Below are 17398 nucleotides of genomic sequence, written 5' to 3'. Positions count from 1 at the left end.
CCCTTTCCGGGAGGACGTGCGCTTTTTGCTGTTCATTTTAAACATATGGAGTGAGTACACATGAATTCGATAAATGATATGTCTATCCTGCGGCACAGCGCCGCTCATTTGCTGGCGCAAGCGCTGAGGCGCTTATACCCGGACGTACAATTGGGCATCGGTCCGGCGATCGAGAATGGATTTTACTACGATTTCGATACTTCGGCGGCCGTGTCCGCGGACGACCTCCCGCGCATAGAAGAGGCTATGAGGCAGATCGCCCGGGAGAATCATCCGATACGTCGGCGGGTCGTAGAAAGGGCGGAAGCGGCGCGGCTGTTCGCGGAGCTGGGAGACGGTTTGAAGCTGGAGCTGCTGGAGGACATTCCGGCCGGCGAAGAGGTATCCCTGTATGAGCAGGGGGAATTCGTAGATCTATGCCGAGGGCCTCACGTAAGCTCGACGTGGGATCTGCAAGCCTTCAAGCTGCTCAGCCTGGCAGGGGCGTACTGGCGCGGGGACAGCAGCAACAAGATGCTGAAGCGAATCTACGGGACGGCCTTTGCCGGGCAAGCCGAGCTGGATGCGCACCTGCATTTCCTGGAGGAGGCGCAGCAGAGAGACCACCGGAAGCTCGGCAAGCAGCTGGAGCTGTTCATGTTCTCGGAGGAAGCGCCGGGAATGCCGTTCTATTTGCCGAAGGGGCAAATTGTGCGAAACGAGCTGGAGAGCTTCTCGAGAGAGCTGCAGCGGCAGTACGGATACGATGAGGTGCGGACACCGCTGATGATGAACCAAAGGCTATGGGAGGAATCGGGGCACTGGGAGCATTATCACGAGAATATGTATTTCACGGAGGTGGACGATCGCAGCTTCGCGCTCAAGCCGATGAATTGTCCCGGACACATGCTGATCTTCAAAAATCGGCTGCGCTCCTACCGGGAGCTTCCGATCCGGATGGCCGAATTCGGGCAGGTGCATCGCCATGAATTCAGCGGAGCGTTAAACGGCATGCTGCGCGTCCGCACCTTCTGTCAGGATGACGCGCACCTCTTCGTGATACCAAGTCAAGTAGGAGAGGAGATCAAGAAGGTCATTCAGCTGATAGATCGGATGTATGCGGTGTTCGGCTTCTCCTATGCGGTCGAGCTGTCGACTAGACCTGAGAAGTCGCTCGGTGACGATGCGCTGTGGGAGCAGGCGGAGGGGGCTCTCCGTCAAGTACTGGAGGAGCTTGGCATCGACTACAAGCTGAACCCCGGCGACGGTGCGTTCTACGGGCCGAAGATTGATTTTCATATCCGGGACGCGCTTCAGCGTAGCCATCAATGCGCAACGGTTCAGCTTGATTTCCAAATGCCGCTCAAGTTCGAGCTTTCTTATGTGGATGAAGATAACCGGAAGGCGCATCCCATCGTCATTCACCGGGCTGTCTACGGCTCGATCGACCGCTTCCTGGCCATTCTGATCGAGCATTATGCCGGGGCTTTCCCGACATGGCTTGCACCGGTTCAGGTGAAGCTCATTCCGGTATCCGAGAACAACGGCGAGTACGCCAGGGAGGTGCAGGAGGAGCTGCTGCAGGCCGGAGTCCGGGTGGAGCTGGATGCCCGCAGCGAAAAGCTGGGCTACAAAATCCGCGAAGCCCAGAAAGACAAGATCCCGTATATCCTCGTTGTGGGAGACCGCGAGCAGGAGCGAAAGCAGGCTTCGGTGCGAAAATACGGGGAAGCCGATGCCGCAGCTATGGATGTCGGCGATTTTATAAGAAGGGTAATAGAGCAAATTCGCAGCCGAAGCTAATCGAATAACAAATCCAAAATGTATCATTCTATTAGAATGGTACATTTTTTTGTCAAAATAAGAAACATATTGTATCAATCTAGCGTCTATACTATGATGTCTGCCTTTTTATGGAGGTGAAGAGAAGGATTGGCAGGCAAGGAAGGGTGAAGCTCGCATTCAGACATAGAAACTATATTCGTTCGGAGGGAAAACATGAAATCGAAGTCAAGGTGGATGACGGCCTTATCGCTGCTCCTTGCGGTCACGTCATGGCCGGTCGGCAGCGTCTTCGCATCCACAGAGGAAAAGCTGGGCAAGGTAGGCGAGCGCGATGGAACGGCAAAAGCGGCGCTAAGCGGTCCGTATGTCAGCCAGCGGGAGCAGGAGGTTCCCTACGGATATCGTTCCTTCTTCCATGCGCCATGGCGAAGCTATATGGATACTTGGGACGGAAGCCGGTTCCTGGAAGCGCTCGGAGTGAACTATAACATGGAGCGCGACGAGGCGGAGGCAACCGCAACGCTGCTGCAGGAGGCGGGCGTTCGTTCCGCGAGGATCGAGATCGGCTGGGACAACCTGGATACTACGATGATTCGAAATTTCGGGAATACAACCGGGAGAGCATGCGCCTAATGCTGGGAGCGCTGAAGCGCCATCACATTCGGCCGATCATTCTGCTCAACCTGAATTCCGGCATGCCGAACCCGAATACGGATGCAAAGGTGGAGCTGACAAGGCCGGCATCGAAAGGCGCAAGAGAAATTTATGTGAAGGATGCTTCGAGCATTCGTCCGAAGTATACGGGCTTTCAGCTGGGAGGCGGCCGGCCGGCTATGTCCCCGATCATTACCGATATCGATGCCGCCACAGGCCGATGCACGCTTTCCGCCCCTTTGCCTCAGGATGTGCCTGCGGGGGAGGTAGTGCTCATTAAGCTGAAGTATCAGCCTTTCTCGGGCTTGGAATATAAGGACGGGACGCCGAATCCGGCTGCGATGGAGACGGTGAACGGCTGGCTCCGCTATGTGAAAACCGTCACAGAGGTAGCCAAGGAAGAGCTGGGCACTCAGAATAACGAAGTTGACGCAGGTTTTGACCTGGAAATTTATAATGAGTACACCTTTGGCTATCATTATCTCGGTATCGAGCATTATTATGATCCGAAGCCGGAATTCCGCAAGCCCATCAGCTTTACCAAGGACGGGAAGACGGTGGAGGGCCACGAAATGCTGCTGCCGCTGACTGCCGATTACGTGAAAAATCCGGAGAACAAGCTGCCCGGCGTAAACGTCGTCAGCGGCTTCTCCAATCAGCGTCCGTTCGATAACGGCAGTACCATGGGGGTGGATGAGGCGGGATTTAGCCGGCATTATTACTCCGGATACGATAAGGTCAAATCTCTGATTACGCCGGAGTCGGCGTCGGATTTCAAAGAATCGACCAAATTGTATTTGAACGCGCTGGGGGGGATGGACGGGACGAAGGTTCTCGATAAGGATCATTCCGTTCCCGGCAGCTATTATATACCTCCGCACGTTGCCGCACTGCCGGAGGAATGGTCCTTTCCCTACCAAACCGAGATGATGATTCGCGATCTGCAGCCCTTCCCGGGGCTGTATCCCGACCATTACCGCTATTCAAGTCCCGGAGGCGGCCGAATTGCCCAGCTCTGGAACACGGAGACGAACTATTCACGTAACGGCTTCTCCGAGATGCTGAAGGATCAGGGGGTGGATACGAAGGATCCCCGCTTTCTTCGCCTTATGCAGCAAATCGGGGCGAAGTCGCTTCTGCGCATGTTTACCTTTTATGCACACAAGGGCGTTCATACGATCAACGCCTATGCCATCAAAAGCGAGGATGTCGGCTTTGGGATCTTGCCGGAGGCCTTCTATGAGGAGCTCCGCAAAAATAAGTACGTGCTGAACGAAGCCGTTCGGGCAAAGGCCGGCTTGCAGCTGCAAGGTCTTAAAGAAGTATCCGATCTGATGCGGAGCGGCAAGCGCGTCGATTCTCCGAGGCCGCTGCAGGTAACGGAGCTGATCGAATATGAGCCGCGTTATGTCTATGAAGGCGATGGAAGCTTGCAGCATCCGAGCCGTTATCATCGGGATGATTTTGCCATTCTTCCTTATCAGCTGGATACCGGAACCTTCGCCATTGGTTATTACGTGGTCACCCGAAACGCCGCGCATGCCTGGGACCCGACTAAGGATTTGCTGGATCCTCAGCGCTACCGCATGCCTCCGCAGACCTTCGAGTTTACCTTGAACAATATTTACGGTACAGGCGCCAAGGTCTCCGCGATGGATCCGCTCACCAAGGAGCGCATTCCAGTCGAAACGGTCCGGGCTGATAAGAACAGTATTACGGTGAAGCTCGATTCGGTGGATTATCCGCGCTTTCTGCTGATTGAAGAAGCCGTGGAGGGACCCGTGATCGAAGTTCCCCTGCTGGAGAAGACGCAGGGCGGTGCCAGCCTATCGTTCACACCCAGCGTGACGGGGATCGTCTATATCACCTACGGCGATTATCCCGTAAGGTCCGGCGGCCGTTTCCGCGAGGAGAGCTTCACCGATCCCCGCTTCCAGCACCGCAAAGGGGATAAAGAGGTCGAAGCGATCAGCTATAAGCTGGGGACTCAGCCGGGCTCCTGGCGATGGACCGGTGTGATTGTGCCGGAATTTACGGAAGAATACACATTCTCCGCCTTTGCCGTAGACCGCAACAATTTCAGCCTGAAGCTGGACGGACAAGAGCTGCTCCCTAACGGTAGCAAAGGAACGGGTACCGCGCCGCTTACGGCAGGAACCGCCTATTCGTTTGAGCTGACGTATTATAACGAGCATCCAGTGGACAGCGGGCTGGATACGGTCAGTCTTTTCTGGTCGAGTGCAAGTCAGCCGAAAACAATCGTACCGGCACAAATCCCCGAGCAGAAGAAGCTTCGGCTGGAAGCGGTAAAGGGGCAGCGTGCAGAGGTGCCGCTTCCCGGGATGACCGTAGGTGACGGTGTGCGGATCACGCTTGTGAGCGAAGCGGGGACCCGGACACGGTATCCGTTCTGGGACTATGATACGAAGGCGGTTCTCTATGAACATACGCCGTCTTATATTCCTCCGACACCCATTCCTCCGCCTCCCCCGCCCCCGCCTCGCGTAACGGGTCCGGTCTTTGCAGGCGGAGGAGGAGGGTTCATAGCGGCCGCCGAGATCGATTATAAAGAGGGAAGGCTGCTCTTGGAGAATGGCAAGGGGATGGAGGTTCGAGAGTCGGGCGAATCTACAACGATCACCTTGCTCGCGGACAAAATCCTGGAAGCCTTGAATAAGCATACTGAGGCGAAGGAGCTTGTCCTGCCGCTCGGAAGTGACTTATCCGATGTGGAAGCAAGTAAAGAGCTGGCACAAGAATTGACCCGGCGTAAGATCCGGCTGGTGCTGCAGCAGGGGGAGGAACGGGTTCAGGTCACGCTTCCCGTCAAGGAAGACAAGGTGCTCCTTCGCGTGAAGCTGGCTGCCGGGCTGCTTCCGCCGCCGGCAGGCTTCACAGCGGCAGGCCCGCAGCTGTCGATTCGGGGCCAGCTGGAAGCGTCATTCCGGCCTGCAGACGGAAGCAACGGAGCGTACTTATATAAATATGATCACGGAATTAAAACATGGGTGTATCAACAATCCCCAATTCTTCGGGAGCCGGGAGACTACGCTTGGCTGAAGTCCGGTCTCAGCTTCTCGGATATTTCGTCACATTGGGCGAAGCAGACGATCGAAGAGCTTGCGGCCAAGGGCTATGTCTCCGGCTACGAGAATAACGAGTTTCGGCCGAATCAGACCGTGACGCGGGCAGAGTTTGCGGCGATGCTGGTCCGCATGCTGATGTCTCGGGAGGAAGCGGCGGAAGTGCCGTTCAAGGATGTTACAGCGGAGGATTGGTTTTACCGGGAGATCGGTTACGGCTACCGGGAAGGACTAATCCAAGGGTCGGAGGAGGGGAATTTCCGCCCGGGGGAGGAAATCTCACGGCAGGAGATGTTTGCCCTTGCGGTAAGAGCAGCGGAGAGGAAGCGTTCCGTAGACTTGACGGAGGCTGACCGGAAGCGGCAGCTGGAGGCATGGAGCGATACGGAGCAAATCAGCGACTGGGCGGAGGACCTGCTTGCCAAAGCGGCTCTGGCAGGTCTGGCTGGCGGTGACGAGGAGGGGAGAATATTGCCTTTGGCATCGGGTACCCGAGCCGAGGCGGCAGCCATTCTTCTACGGGTTCTGCACAGGCTGGAAGAACAATAAATTTCCTTGCGAAAGAGGCAATCCATGGAGTGGGTATCCACGCCGAGGATTGCCTCTCTTTTCATTCGGTCTTTACGCGGAGGATGGTTTTTCCTCCGGTATCTCAGCCCAATTCTTCAGCGTAACATAGTCGGTCTTTCCGCTTCCCAGAAGCGGGAGCTTGTCAACGACACGCACCTGCCCGGGAAGCAATAGCGGCGAGAAGCCGTGGCTGGCCAAATAACTCTTCAGGCCGGTCAGGGTGACCCCGGAGCCGGCGGCGAACAGGACGATCCGCTCGCCCTTGCGGCCGTCAGCGATCGAAACCGCCGCCACTGCACCTCCGGGAGCGGATCTCTCGGCTAATTCCTCGAGGAGCTGCAGCGATACCATCTCCCCGCCGACCTTGGCGAACCGTTTCAGCCGTGCCCGAATGGACACATAGCCCTCTTCGTCGACACTGACGACGTCCCCGCAGTCATACCACTCCGGGCAAGGGACGAAGCCCTGCCCATGAATCAGATAGCCCTTCATAAGGTTCGGTCCCCGGACCAGCAGATTGCCCGCCCCTTCAATTCCTTCAACCGGCTTCAGCTCATACTCAACGCCCGGCAGGAAGCGTCCCACCGTCCCCCGGCGATATGCCAAAGGGGAATTGATCGTCAGCACAGGTGCGGTTTCCGTCGTGCCGTAGCCTTCGAAGATGCGGATGCCGAACTTGGCAGACCACAGCTCAATCACTTCATCCTTCAGCTTCTCAGCACCGGCAACGACATACCGTACGGAGTAAAAGTCGTACGGATGGGCTGCGCGTCCGTATCCGGCCAAGAAGGTGGAGGTGCCGAACAGGATGGTTGCGCTTCGGTCATATACCACCTCGGGAACGACCCGGTAGTGCAAGGGGCTCGGGTACATGAACACACGGACGCCGGTCAGCAGCGGCAGCAGCGTTCCCGCCATGAGGCCGAACGAATGGAACATCGGCATGGCGTTGAACACTTTATCCTTGGCCGTGAAATCAAACACCGAACGCGCCTGCTGAATATTGGCATACAGATTCGAATGGGAGAGCACAACTCCCTTCGGCTTGCTTTCACTGCCGGAGGTGAACAAAATCACCTCGCGAGGCCCGGGCTCCGCCCGGCGTCGAAGCAGGAGCTGCATGAGCCCGCCCAGCTGGTCGGTCCGGCTGACAAGGCTGCGGATGTCCTCCATATACACGATCCGAACCTTGGCCGATAACGCTTCGATCACGGGGGTCAGCTTCGCCTTCTCGACGAACTGCCGGGAGGTCAGCACCGTTTGGACGGAAGCCGTTTCACAGGCATCCAGCAGGTTCTGCGGACCGGCGGAAAAGTTCAGCATGGCGGGGGTCTTGCCGAGACGCAGCAGCGCAAACAAGGCGATAACCGAGCCGGCGGCGTTCGGCAGCAGTACGCCGGCGGTTTGCTGCCCGAGCAGCAGGGGACGAAGCTTGGCGGCAAATACATAGGCGGCGATCAGCAGCTTCCTGTAGGTGAGCGCAAGCGAAACGTCCTCCAGCACCTGCAGCCGGAAGCCGCTGCGCGACGCTTGCTCGAGCAGCTCGTCGAACAGCTGGACCTGCGGCTTGAGCCGGGCACTCAAAAGCTGCCGCTGCAGAGCGCGGAGAATATCATCCGCCGCGCGTTCCTTCTGGAGCTTCATGGGAAGGCCCGGCCTGGATTCAAGCTGAAACGGCTCCCCGATCTCGATGGCAATCCGGGGGAACCACACCGTTCTGATTTTATCGGTTATATAAGAAAGCCTGCTTTGTTCCGCTCCGTTGATAGCGATGGGATACAGCTTCGCGCCGGTCTTCATGGCAACATAGCCCACTCCGGCATACACCTTCATCAAACCGCCGGTTAAGGTCACGCGGCCTTCCGGGAACAGCACCAGCGGGACGCCGCTTTGTACCGTACGGATCATGGAACGAACGCTGTAGGGGTTCATCGGGTCAACGGCAATATGGGGAAAATGCTTCATGAACGGAGCCAGTCTCCGCGCCCAGCCGGTATTGATGACGAAGGCAGCCCCCTTCGGCAGGAACAGGAGGAGCAGCACGCCGTCAAGCAGCGATACGTGGTTCGGCATCAGCAGAGCCGGATGGCCGAGCTCCAGCTTCTCGATCCCGCTAATGCGTAAGCGGAACAAACGTCTCAGCAGGCTGCGCAGTACAAGAAATAAGAAGGACATATCGAATCCGCTCCTCAGAACCGTATCGTTACTAAGATATGAGAACTACTGTTATTGTAGCGCGGTTCGCATATAAAAAAGAGTACTAAATTGAAGTAGTACCCTAATTCGGGCAGGACGGTGTACAATAGGAAAAAACGGAAGGGGCGGTGGGAAGCATGCAACGGGATAGCAGGCCTAGAGTGGGAGAACTCGTTGTGTTCTATGACGGGGAATGCGGTTTGTGCGATAAAGCGGTCCAGTTCATCATCCCGCGCGATCCGCAAGGGCGGTTTCAATTCGCGGCGATGCAATCGGAGATTGGGGGCGAACTTCTGCGGGAGCATGGTTACGATGAAGCGGACATGAAAACCTTCGTCCTTCTGGAATCGGGGCGTGTGTATACGAGGTCCACGGCGGCACTGCGTGTGGCGCGGCGCTTAAACGGCGGCTGGCGGCTGCTCTACGGATTGGTCATCGTACCGAGGCTTCTTCGTGACGGGATATATCACGTAATTGCGAATAACCGCTACCGGTGGTTCGGCAAGGCCGATGCGTGCCGGCTGCCGAAGCCCGGAGAAAGGGGCCGCTTCCTCGATCGTTAGAGCCTGGCGGCCCTTTGCTGCCGTACGCGGGCGCGAAGCAATCGGAAGCGGTAGCGTACCAGAGCGAGGCTCAGGCTCTCCACCGCCAGCAGGAAGCCGATGAGACCGATCAGGGAGACGACGACCGACACTGGAAATACCCAGACCGACGCAGGGTTGGCGAAGAACGGGATCAGGGCGACCGCCATAATCGGAGGCGCCTGGAGATGGTACCGGCGCAGGAGATGAATGGTCAGCAGGGCTGTGGCCAGAAAGCCGAGAATGCCGATATCCGAACGGTATAAGAGGCAGCCCATGAACGAAGCGATGCCTGCGCCCATCACGAGCTTGAGCAGATCCTTGAGGGCGTACGTCCGGCTGACGAATAAGTACGAGAAGGCTCCGAGCGTAGGATAAAATAATGGCTTCAGCACTTCAAAGTGCAAGGAGAGCCAGTAAATGAGCAACAGATACAATGAAATCGTTATGGTCTTGGAGTCCATTTCACTTGATCCTTTCCAATCGGTCATTGTTCGAAAACAAACACCAGAAAATCATACATCGGGACCGTTGGATCGTCAATATGTGAATAAGCTGTGATAAACAATTTAGGCTGGGAGCATCCGCATGTGATGCAGATCACCGCTGCTTCCGGTATTGTCCCGGCGGGACGCCGACAAAACGCTTGAACATGCGGATAAAGTTGGAGTAATCGTTGAATCCGGACTGCTGGCAGGCATCCGTCACGTTGCTGCCCTCTTGAAGAAGCTTCTTGGCCCGGGCGATGCGCTTCAGGACGATGTACTCATGGACCGTACTTCCGGTGCTTCGGCGGAAGAGTCGGCTCAAGTAATAGCGGTTCATATAAAAGTGGCGCTCCAGCGTCTCGAGTGAAAGATCCTCATCAAGGTGGGAATCGATATAATCGAGCACGGGACTCAGCTTCTCATGGACATCGGTAGGGACTGTATCCTGCGAGGACTTGTCCGAGTGAAAGCAGCGGTTAATAAGGACGAGCAGCTCGATCATATAAGCGGTCAGCAGCAAGCCCGATTCGCTCTGAGACTCCGGAGACAGCTGTTCGATCTTGTGAAAAATAGCCTGAGCCTCCTCTAACTGCTGATGACTCAGCCGTATGAGATTGGACTCTCCCTGAGGACGGTTGACATAACAATCGAGCAGTGGGAAATCGGACAGCCCTGTCAGCGCCTCCGAGACCGCAGGATCAAAGTGCACAACGATGTTCTCGTAAGTGGCGTTGGAGCGGAAGGTCGCTTTGTGCAGCTCGCGGTTATTCATAATAAGCAGGTCGCCGTAGCGAAGCGGGTATACCTTCTTTTCTATTAAATAATGAACGTCGCCGGACAGGAAGAAATACAATTCGTAAGAATCATGAAGATGGAAATCCATCCGGGGAGGCTGCTCCGTGCGGCGATGGCTGTAATGAAAATACTGATTCTGAATGCGGAAATGCATGGTGCGTCTCCTCCCGGATAAGAAGTCAAAAAAAGCAAGAAACTAAGCAATTGATGCAAGGAATCTGCTCTAATTATACGGCAAGATGAAAAGACAAGCGAGAGCCTTCTTACGTAGGGAAGGTCACTCGACTACTACATTTTTCGGAAGCTGGGTGAAAACGTGAAAAAGCTGGGGATTGCTATCATTGGCTGCGGCGCCATCTCGGGCGTTCATTTGAAAGCGGTGTCGGGATCTAAGCTCGGAGAACTGAAAGCGGTTGTCGACACGAACCTGGAGCTGGCCCAACGGGCGGCAGAGGAATACGGCTGCGATTACTATAGCGATTATCACGAAATGCTGAAGCGCGAGGACGTTGATATCGTGCATATTTGTACGGCGCATTACCAGCACTCGCCAATGGCTGTTGACGTGCTGAAGGCCGGCAAGCATGTGCTTACAGAGAAGCCGATGGCGGAGAACGACGCGGCAGCCCGGCGTATGCTGGAGGCGGCCAAGCAGTATCCGAACGTGCAGCTTGGCGTTATTTTCCAAAACCGATATAATCCATCCGCCCAGAAAATGAAAGATTACGTTGACTCCGGTGAGCTCGGCAGGCTGCTCGGGATGAAGGGGCTGGTGGCCTGGAGCAGAACGGCAGCCTACTATCAGTCGGAGTGGAAGGGCAAGTGGGAAACGGAAGGCGGCGGCGCGCTCATCAATCAATCGATCCATACGCTTGATCTGCTGCAGTGGCTTGGGGGAGATATCGAGTATGTGAAGGGCTCGATTTCCAATGATTCGCTGGAAGGCGTCATTGAGGTAGAGGACTCGGCGCATGCCTATATTGCTTTCAAGAATGGAGCGAAGGCGGTATTTTACGCAACGAACGCTTATATCAAGAACTCGCCCGTAGAGATCGAGGTCGTATTCGAGCGGGGTACGCTGTATCAGCGGGGAGATTACCTATACCTGGAGCAGGACGGCAAGCAAACCCAGCTCTGCGAGCCTGTGGTGAATGATCTTGGAGTTAAATCCTACTGGGGCGTAAGCCATAAAGTCCAAATCGAGGATTTCTACGAGCACATCGCCGAAGGCAGGAAGTTTTGGCTGGACGGCCCGGAGGGCTACAAAGGCTTCCGTCTCGTCATGGACATCTACGAATCCTCCCGAAGCGGGCAGAAGATCTTGTATTGATAACTATAAAGCGACGCCTCTTTCCTTGTCGGGGGGCGCCGCTTTTTTGCTCTGCTTGGAAAAGCCTAAGGCAGGCTGTTGATCCTTTCATTCTTTGATGTGCCGGAATGTGTGATATTGACGGAAACATTTACATCGTGAAGGGAAATCTCCTTCAACGGAGGGGGGGCGGAAGCAGCCAGGGAACGCCAGAGCGGGGCATTTTTTTTAAATAATTCATGCTCCAGATTCAGAATATCGGTATGCTGCTCTCGCCCCAGCTTGTACACTTCCATAATTTCATCCCTTATGGTTTTCTCCGATTCCCTGGTCAGGTCGGCCAGGTTAGCGAGATCACTGCTCGTCATACTGGTCATATAGCCGGTGGCCCGTATCTCGGCGTCCACTTGTGCCTTACCGTCTTCCGTTCTCAGCTTGAAGTGCGCTGAGGGACGCTCCACAACAAGCTCAACGGACGGATGGGGTACATTCGGTACTGAAATGGCCGCGCGCTCGGTTCCACGCTGCACCCAGCGAAGGCCTTGCAGCTTGGAGACGGGAACATGGCTTTGCAGCTTTCCCTGCTTTAGGAACATGGCCCCTTCGATGGACAACAAAGGCAATGGCTCGCGGTTTTCCTTTAACTGCTTGCTATTGATCGCAAGGGTAGGGATGCAGGCCGTGTAGCCGGGCTCCGTTATCGCTCGAACAAACTCATGGAGCCTGACGGGACGAACCAGAGACGTCTGAGTATACAGGCTGTTGGGCTCGTGCAGGAGCGTACTCAGCGGTGATTGCCCGTATAGTCCTCCTATGGACATAATTTCTTTGATCGGTTCTGTCGTTCCGTAAACCCAAGGGGTGAAGCGGAATTCGGAATAGCGGCTGATGCTTTCATAGACGTTACTGAGGCTTTGCTTCAAGGCGGCTTCACTGAAGACGATGGAGGTTACGTGCGACCAGATCGTTCTCTCTTGGGCCGTTTGATAGATGGTAAAGAGTGCTTGTTCAAAGGTGCTTCCTTGTCCTTGGGTTACATAAGTCGTAGAGCTCTTCCTGCTTGCTTCGGTTGTTTTGGCCACCGAAGACAAGTCAAGAAACTGCACGTAGGCATAATGCTTCCCCTCCTTGAAGTCGGCGCCTATTGCAATAGCGTAGTTCATCCGGTCAATTTCCTTGATATCGCTGCTGCACCCTGCAGCCCCCCAAATACCAACCAAAAGAGAGAGCAATAAAAGGAACCGTTGCAGTGGAATCACCTTTTTCTTTTTAACATAGGTGCTGTGAAGTTCTTCCGCCGAAAGGGATTATACAGAAATGCCGCAAGCCACTCCTTGAAGCGCAAGGAGGAGACGGGCTCCATATAGGGCAGTCCGAACGTTTCCAGCTGACACAAATAAATGAGAATGCCCAGCTGTGCGATGAAGAAGCCGTACACGCCAAGCAGCGCCGAAGGGATCATGATTAGAACCCTTAGAAGACTCACCGTTCCGGAGAGGGACTGATTGACCAGGGTGAATGAGGAGACGGCGGAGATGGCCATGACGACAAGCAGGGTAGGGGAAGCAAGTCCCGCTCGAATTAGCGCATCTCCGATGATCAATCCGCCTACAATGCCGATCGTTTGCCCGACCGCCCTCGGCAGCCGCAGCCCGGCCTCTTTGAGCAGCTCGAACAAGAACAACAGCAGGAAGGCCTCGAACGCCAGGGGCAAAGGCACGCCCTCGCGCGAAAGGACGACCGTTGCGATGAGCTGAATCGGAATTTGGTCCAGATTCACGCTGGAAATCGCCAGATAAAAGCCAGGCAGCAGGATGCTTAGAGAGAAGCCTATCAATCGGACGGCACGTTGGAAAATAACGAAGAAATAAGGGAAATGCGCATCCTCCGGTGTTTTTAACAACTCCAGAAAGTTGCTGGGCCCGATCAACACCATAGGCGACCCGTCCACGATAAGGGCGAATCTTCCGCGAAGCAAGGTTTCTATTACAAAATCCGGCCTTCCGATGTAATCCATTAAGGGAAAGACCGAGAAGGTGCGGTCCGACAGCCACTGCTCAAGCTGCCCGCTGCCGACGATGCACTCCGTTTGGAAAGTTATCAAACGCTTCCTCACCTTGGCAAGCATCTTCGGATCGGCTTTATGCTGCAAATATAGTAAAGCGATTTTGGTTTTGCTTATGCTCCCCACGGTAAAGCCTTCACTGAGAAGAAGTCCGGTAGGCAATCGTTTCCGAATCAGCGAGAGGTTGGTAGAGAGTTCTTCAGTGAAAGCGTCCTTAGGGCCCTTGATGGAAATTTCGGTATTCGATTCCTCCAGCGTCCGCTGAGGAATTTTGGCCAGCTGCACACTCCAGAACCAGCTGCTTCCTTCCATGAAAATAATAAGGCAGCCCGTAAACAGCTTATCCAGCATCGCGGCGAAGGACGAAACGACTTCAATGGGAGGCAGTGCGGCAGTATTCTCTGGAGCTGCCTTTTGCTGACTTACGGAACGGCCGATATACTGACAAACGTTGGTCATATATTCATTCAGCTGAACCTTATCGATCATCCCGTCGCAGTAAAGGATGGTTAACGGCGTTACGCAGACCGAAGGCGGAGCCGTCGGAAATTGTATGTCCGAATAAGACGCAAAGAACGTCTTTAGCTGATCGGGGGTGATCCTGCCGCTGCTAAGTTCCTGATTCCACTTATCGTAAAAGGCTGCTTCCTCTGGCGATAAGTTCATAGCGGAGCTCCTTCCCGGTTCGGAATGCAGCGGATCACCAGCAGACCTATGACGGCGATTATTCCCAAGATCACCGAGTACCTGTAAAAATAATCGTGAACGATCCGTTGAAATGTGATGTCGCTAAGATGAAGTAAAGGCATCGCGGAGAACAGAGCCGAAACCCCAAATAGTACCGAGTGCCGGTAATGAGTAAACAGCTTCCCCGTAAGCTCAGCTGCCAGATACATGCAAAGCGCGCTGCGGATCACGCTGCCGGCAAGCATCTGAAATACCGCCAGGAAATCAATGTGGGAGATATATCTTCCGATCATGACAAGCCTCCACAGCTCGAAGGCGGGAAACCTCATCTGACCGGCTAGGTCCGGACCGAATGCGGCGATGGCTCCCATGGTAGGTCCCATGACCAGACCGACAAGCAGTGTCAGTATCCAGAACAAGGTGCTGTAACGAAGCGGCTTATTTAGCTTGGGAAGTAACAGCAGCAATAAAAGCAAATCCATGCTGCCCCCGAATACTACCTCGAGGCCCCGCAGGGTTGGGGAGATTCCTTCGGAGAACATGGGAAGCAACATGCTGTAATCTTTATGTTCGGACGTCATATAGGCGACCATGAAGCCCAAAAGCCATACGATGGGCAGCAGCACGGTCGACATGTAGACGATCGTTCTCAATCCTGCTCTAGCGGCAAGAAAGACAATCGTCACGAAGGAGAGGACAATAATGGGATTGGGTGTTCTCGGAAGAATATAGATGGACAAGCTTTTGGTCGTATCATACACAATCATAGCCCCCATAAAGATGACGAAGACCAATAGTGTTCCGATGATCAGCAGACTGCCGGTCTTGCCGATACGGCATCTGAGCCAATCGAGAAGAGATGCATTCTTTACGGAGGAGCAAATATGATACAGGGCCAAGCTCCATAGTAATAGCGCCGGGTAAGCGAACAGCACGCTGACCCATGAGTCCCGTCCTGCGCTGCTGATCAAATGAGGAATAATGAGAACGTGATTCGTAATGCCCAAGGAAAGCAGCATAAGAAAGATAAGCTGTGGCCGCGACATAAAGTCTGACATGACGAATCTCCTCCCGATGAACAACTGTATACCTCGATAAATTTTCCATAAATGGTTTCTAATATGTAGGAAGTTCTTGGAACCAGGTATGGTTTCTTCTGGTGGAAATGGAAAACAGCAGCTTCACGGGGAAGCTGCTGCGAATGGCAAGTATTCACTTGCGAAAACGATGGTAAAGCCAGGATGCGGCCACAGCGGCCATTAGCAGGACAGCGGTGCTGCCCCATAATCCCGAGGCAGCTCCCAGAACTGCGGACAGGATCAGAAGAGTCACGCTGTGCAGGAGGAACCGAACCGTTCTGGCCGAGCTCAGCTTCTGCTCCTCCGGGAGCGGGTACAAGTAAGAGCGTTCGGAATGAAGATACTGGCGCTGCAGCTCCCCCAGCTGAACTGCGGTGATGAACGCGAAGAAGCCCCAGAGAACATAACCGAGGACGCCTCCGCCGCTACACGCTGCCAGCACAGCGCCGAGAATCGTCAGCCTCAGAAGAATGCCGAACGATTCCGACCGAAGAAATACAAGCACATACAGGTAAAGATAGGCCCGATTCGGCCGAAATCCGAGCCACTCAGGCAGGCGGCGCGGCACAGGACGCCGTCTGGCGCGTCCCTGCACGGAAGGGACGTCGATAAATAAATTGAGCAGCCGGTAAAGCACGGCCCGATGGTGGCGTTCAAGCTCAATCAGATTCATCCATGGCAGTCGCCGTTCTCCGCGGACCAGGGAAGAGACCGCCAGTAAATAGACGGCGGAGCCCCCGGCAACGGTCAGCACGCCCCACAGATGGGGAAGCTTCAGCAGACCGTAGGTCAGCAGGCCCGCCGTGATCCATCGGACGGCGCCCAGGATCCTTCTGATGCGCGGCTCTGACGCATGAAGCTCAAGCCATTTGCCGTGAAGCAGCACTTTTTTGAGCACGATCAGCAACAGCAATCCGAGGAGAAAATAGCTCTTGATGTCGGCATCCGACATCCGGATCAGGCGCCATACGATGAGCCAGCCGGCAGCTGTTGCGAGAGACTGCAGCCAGAACGCCTTCCGCTGGGCAGCACGGAAGTAATCGGCGAGCTCCGCCTCACGCGGCAGCAGGAAGATGATGTCCGGTTTCTGCAGGTAGGTCCTAATCGGGGTGACAGCCAGCACCGGCAGCATAAGAAGAGAGGCCGTCAGCAGCGTAGGAAACTGCGGCGGGATGCTCCCCAGGAGCTGGTCATACACGTAGGATGACAGGACAATGAGCAGGATGGAGGAAAAAGACAGGCTTTGCAGCGCATATTTTAAGTAAGGAAGGATCTCCCGCATGAAAAGAGAAGATCGATGATGCCAAAGCTTCAATGGATTCATGAGCCAGTCACCAGCCGGAAGAAGACATCATCAAGCGGCGCATTCTCCATCCCGTCTCCGGCTGTTTGGCGAAGCTCCTCCATCCCTCCGCGCGCGATGAGCCGCCCCTGATGAAGCACGAGGAAGCCGTCGCAATACCGCTCAATGGTCGTAAGGATATGGGAGCTGATCAGAATAGCAGCCCCTTCGTCTTTCACCTGCACCATCAGCTCGAGAAGCGAGCGAATGCCGAGCGGGTCGAGCCCCAAGAACGGTTCGTCGATGATATACAGCTCCGGCTTCACCAGAAAGGCGCTCATGATCATGACCTTTTGCTTCATTCCTTTCGACAGGTGGCCGGGCAGCTGCTTGCGGTGAGGCGTCATCTGGAAGCGCTCCAGCAGCTCTTCGGCGCGTACGGCGGCGACGGAAGGCTCAAGGCCGTAAGCCATGGCCGATAGCTCCAAATGCTCCGCTACGGTCAGCTCCTCATACAGCAGCGGGTTCTCGGGTACGTAAGCATAGGTGCGGCGATACTCTCCGATGCCCTCCTCCAGGAGCCGCTCCTTGAGACGAATGTCTCCGCTATGCGGCCGCATCAGGCCGAGGATGTGCTTGATGGTCGTGCTTTTGCCGGCTCCGTTCAGACCGATCAGTCCGATCATTTGGCCCGCGCCGACCTCGAATGAAATGTCGTGCAGTACCGGGCGCTGCAGGCTGTAGCCTCCCGTGACCCGATTCAATTGCAGAAGCTTCTTCATTAGGAATCTCCTTCCGGAGGATAATTTCAAATCATTCCCCAAATTGGTGTTGCCATGCCAATC

General features: G+C 55.2%; 12 protein-coding genes and 1 pseudogene. 5 read left to right on the top strand and 8 right to left on the bottom strand.

Annotation, left to right across the window (positions count from 1 at the left end; genetic code table 11):
- Positions 1-54 precede the first annotated feature (54 nt).
- From thrS to QMO62_RS13680, 3 genes and pseudogenes are all read left to right on the top strand, one after another.
- Positions 55-1782: pseudogene (gene thrS, locus QMO62_RS13690) on the top strand (threonine--tRNA ligase); the annotation flags it as partial.
- Positions 1783-1977: 195 nt separating this feature from the next.
- Positions 1978-2397: a hypothetical protein gene (locus QMO62_RS13685; RefSeq protein WP_284641655.1), complete on the top strand. Its 420-nt coding sequence runs from the start codon at positions 1978-1980 to the stop codon at positions 2395-2397.
- Complete coding sequence (locus tag QMO62_RS13680; protein WP_284641653.1) at positions 2388-6050, top strand: S-layer homology domain-containing protein; 3663 nt, start codon at positions 2388-2390, stop codon at positions 6048-6050. Before QMO62_RS13685 ends, QMO62_RS13680 begins: the two co-directional genes overlap by 10 nt.
- Before the next feature lie 72 nt (positions 6051-6122).
- On the opposite strand, the gene QMO62_RS13675 is transcribed toward QMO62_RS13680, so the two are convergent.
- A complete protein-coding gene (locus QMO62_RS13675) occupies positions 6123-8246 on the bottom strand; it encodes an AMP-binding protein (protein ID WP_284641652.1) in 2124 nt (707 codons plus the stop codon).
- A 182-nt stretch (positions 8247-8428) separates the two neighbouring features.
- On the opposite strand from QMO62_RS13675, the gene QMO62_RS13670 reads away from it, so the two are divergent.
- Positions 8429-8830 carry a thiol-disulfide oxidoreductase DCC family protein gene (locus QMO62_RS13670; RefSeq protein WP_284641651.1) on the top strand — a complete coding sequence of 134 codons (402 nt, stop codon included), beginning with the start codon at positions 8429-8431 and terminating at the stop codon, positions 8828-8830.
- Here the strand turns inward: QMO62_RS13670 and QMO62_RS13665 are convergent.
- Together QMO62_RS13665 and QMO62_RS13660 are read right to left on the bottom strand one after the other, a co-directional pair.
- The gene (locus tag QMO62_RS13665) at positions 8827-9339 is read right to left on the bottom strand and encodes a hypothetical protein (RefSeq protein WP_284641648.1); all 513 of its coding nucleotides are present in this window, start codon (positions 9337-9339) and stop codon (positions 8827-8829) included. The two genes, QMO62_RS13670 and QMO62_RS13665, sit on opposite strands and share 4 nt — an antisense overlap.
- A 109-nt stretch (positions 9340-9448) precedes the next feature.
- On the bottom strand, positions 9449-10285 hold the full coding sequence (locus tag QMO62_RS13660) for a helix-turn-helix domain-containing protein (RefSeq protein WP_284641647.1): 837 nt from the start codon (positions 10283-10285) through the stop codon (positions 9449-9451).
- A 162-nt stretch (positions 10286-10447) separates the two neighbouring features.
- Between QMO62_RS13660 and QMO62_RS13655 the strand changes: the two genes are divergently transcribed.
- Positions 10448-11461, top strand: a complete 1014-nt coding sequence (locus QMO62_RS13655; RefSeq protein WP_284641645.1) for a Gfo/Idh/MocA family protein — start codon at positions 10448-10450, stop codon at positions 11459-11461.
- 65 nt (positions 11462-11526) lie between these two features.
- Here the strand turns inward: QMO62_RS13655 and QMO62_RS13650 are convergent, their stop codons facing one another.
- The 5 genes from QMO62_RS13650 to QMO62_RS13630 form a co-directional block, all read right to left on the bottom strand.
- A complete protein-coding gene (locus tag QMO62_RS13650) occupies positions 11527-12699 on the bottom strand; it encodes a Ger(x)C family spore germination protein (RefSeq protein WP_284641643.1) in 1173 nt (390 codons plus the stop codon).
- Positions 12696-14171 carry a spore germination protein gene (locus tag QMO62_RS13645; RefSeq protein WP_284641641.1) on the bottom strand — a complete coding sequence of 492 codons (1476 nt, stop codon included), beginning with the start codon at positions 14169-14171 and terminating at the stop codon, positions 12696-12698. The genes QMO62_RS13650 and QMO62_RS13645 overlap by 4 nt, the downstream gene beginning before the upstream one ends.
- Positions 14168-15250: an endospore germination permease gene (locus tag QMO62_RS13640; RefSeq protein WP_284641639.1), complete on the bottom strand. Its 1083-nt coding sequence runs from the start codon at positions 15248-15250 to the stop codon at positions 14168-14170. Before QMO62_RS13640 ends, QMO62_RS13645 begins: the two co-directional genes overlap by 4 nt.
- Before the next feature lie 154 nt (positions 15251-15404).
- On the bottom strand, positions 15405-16595 hold the full coding sequence (locus tag QMO62_RS13635) for an ABC transporter permease (protein WP_284641637.1): 1191 nt from the start codon (positions 16593-16595) through the stop codon (positions 15405-15407).
- Positions 16592-17335, bottom strand: coding sequence for an ABC transporter ATP-binding protein (locus QMO62_RS13630; protein ID WP_284641636.1), 744 nt, complete (start codon positions 17333-17335; stop codon positions 16592-16594). The genes QMO62_RS13635 and QMO62_RS13630 overlap by 4 nt, the downstream gene beginning before the upstream one ends.
- Between the last annotated feature and the right edge of the window lie 63 nt (positions 17336-17398).

The sequence above is a fragment of the Paenibacillus silviterrae genome (genome assembly GCF_030167925.1).
In the GTDB taxonomy this organism is placed as follows: domain Bacteria; phylum Bacillota; class Bacilli; order Paenibacillales; family NBRC-103111; genus Paenibacillus_G; species Paenibacillus_G silviterrae.
The sequence above is the reverse complement of the archived record's forward strand: the minus strand, read 5'-3'. Positions and strand labels throughout refer to the sequence as shown.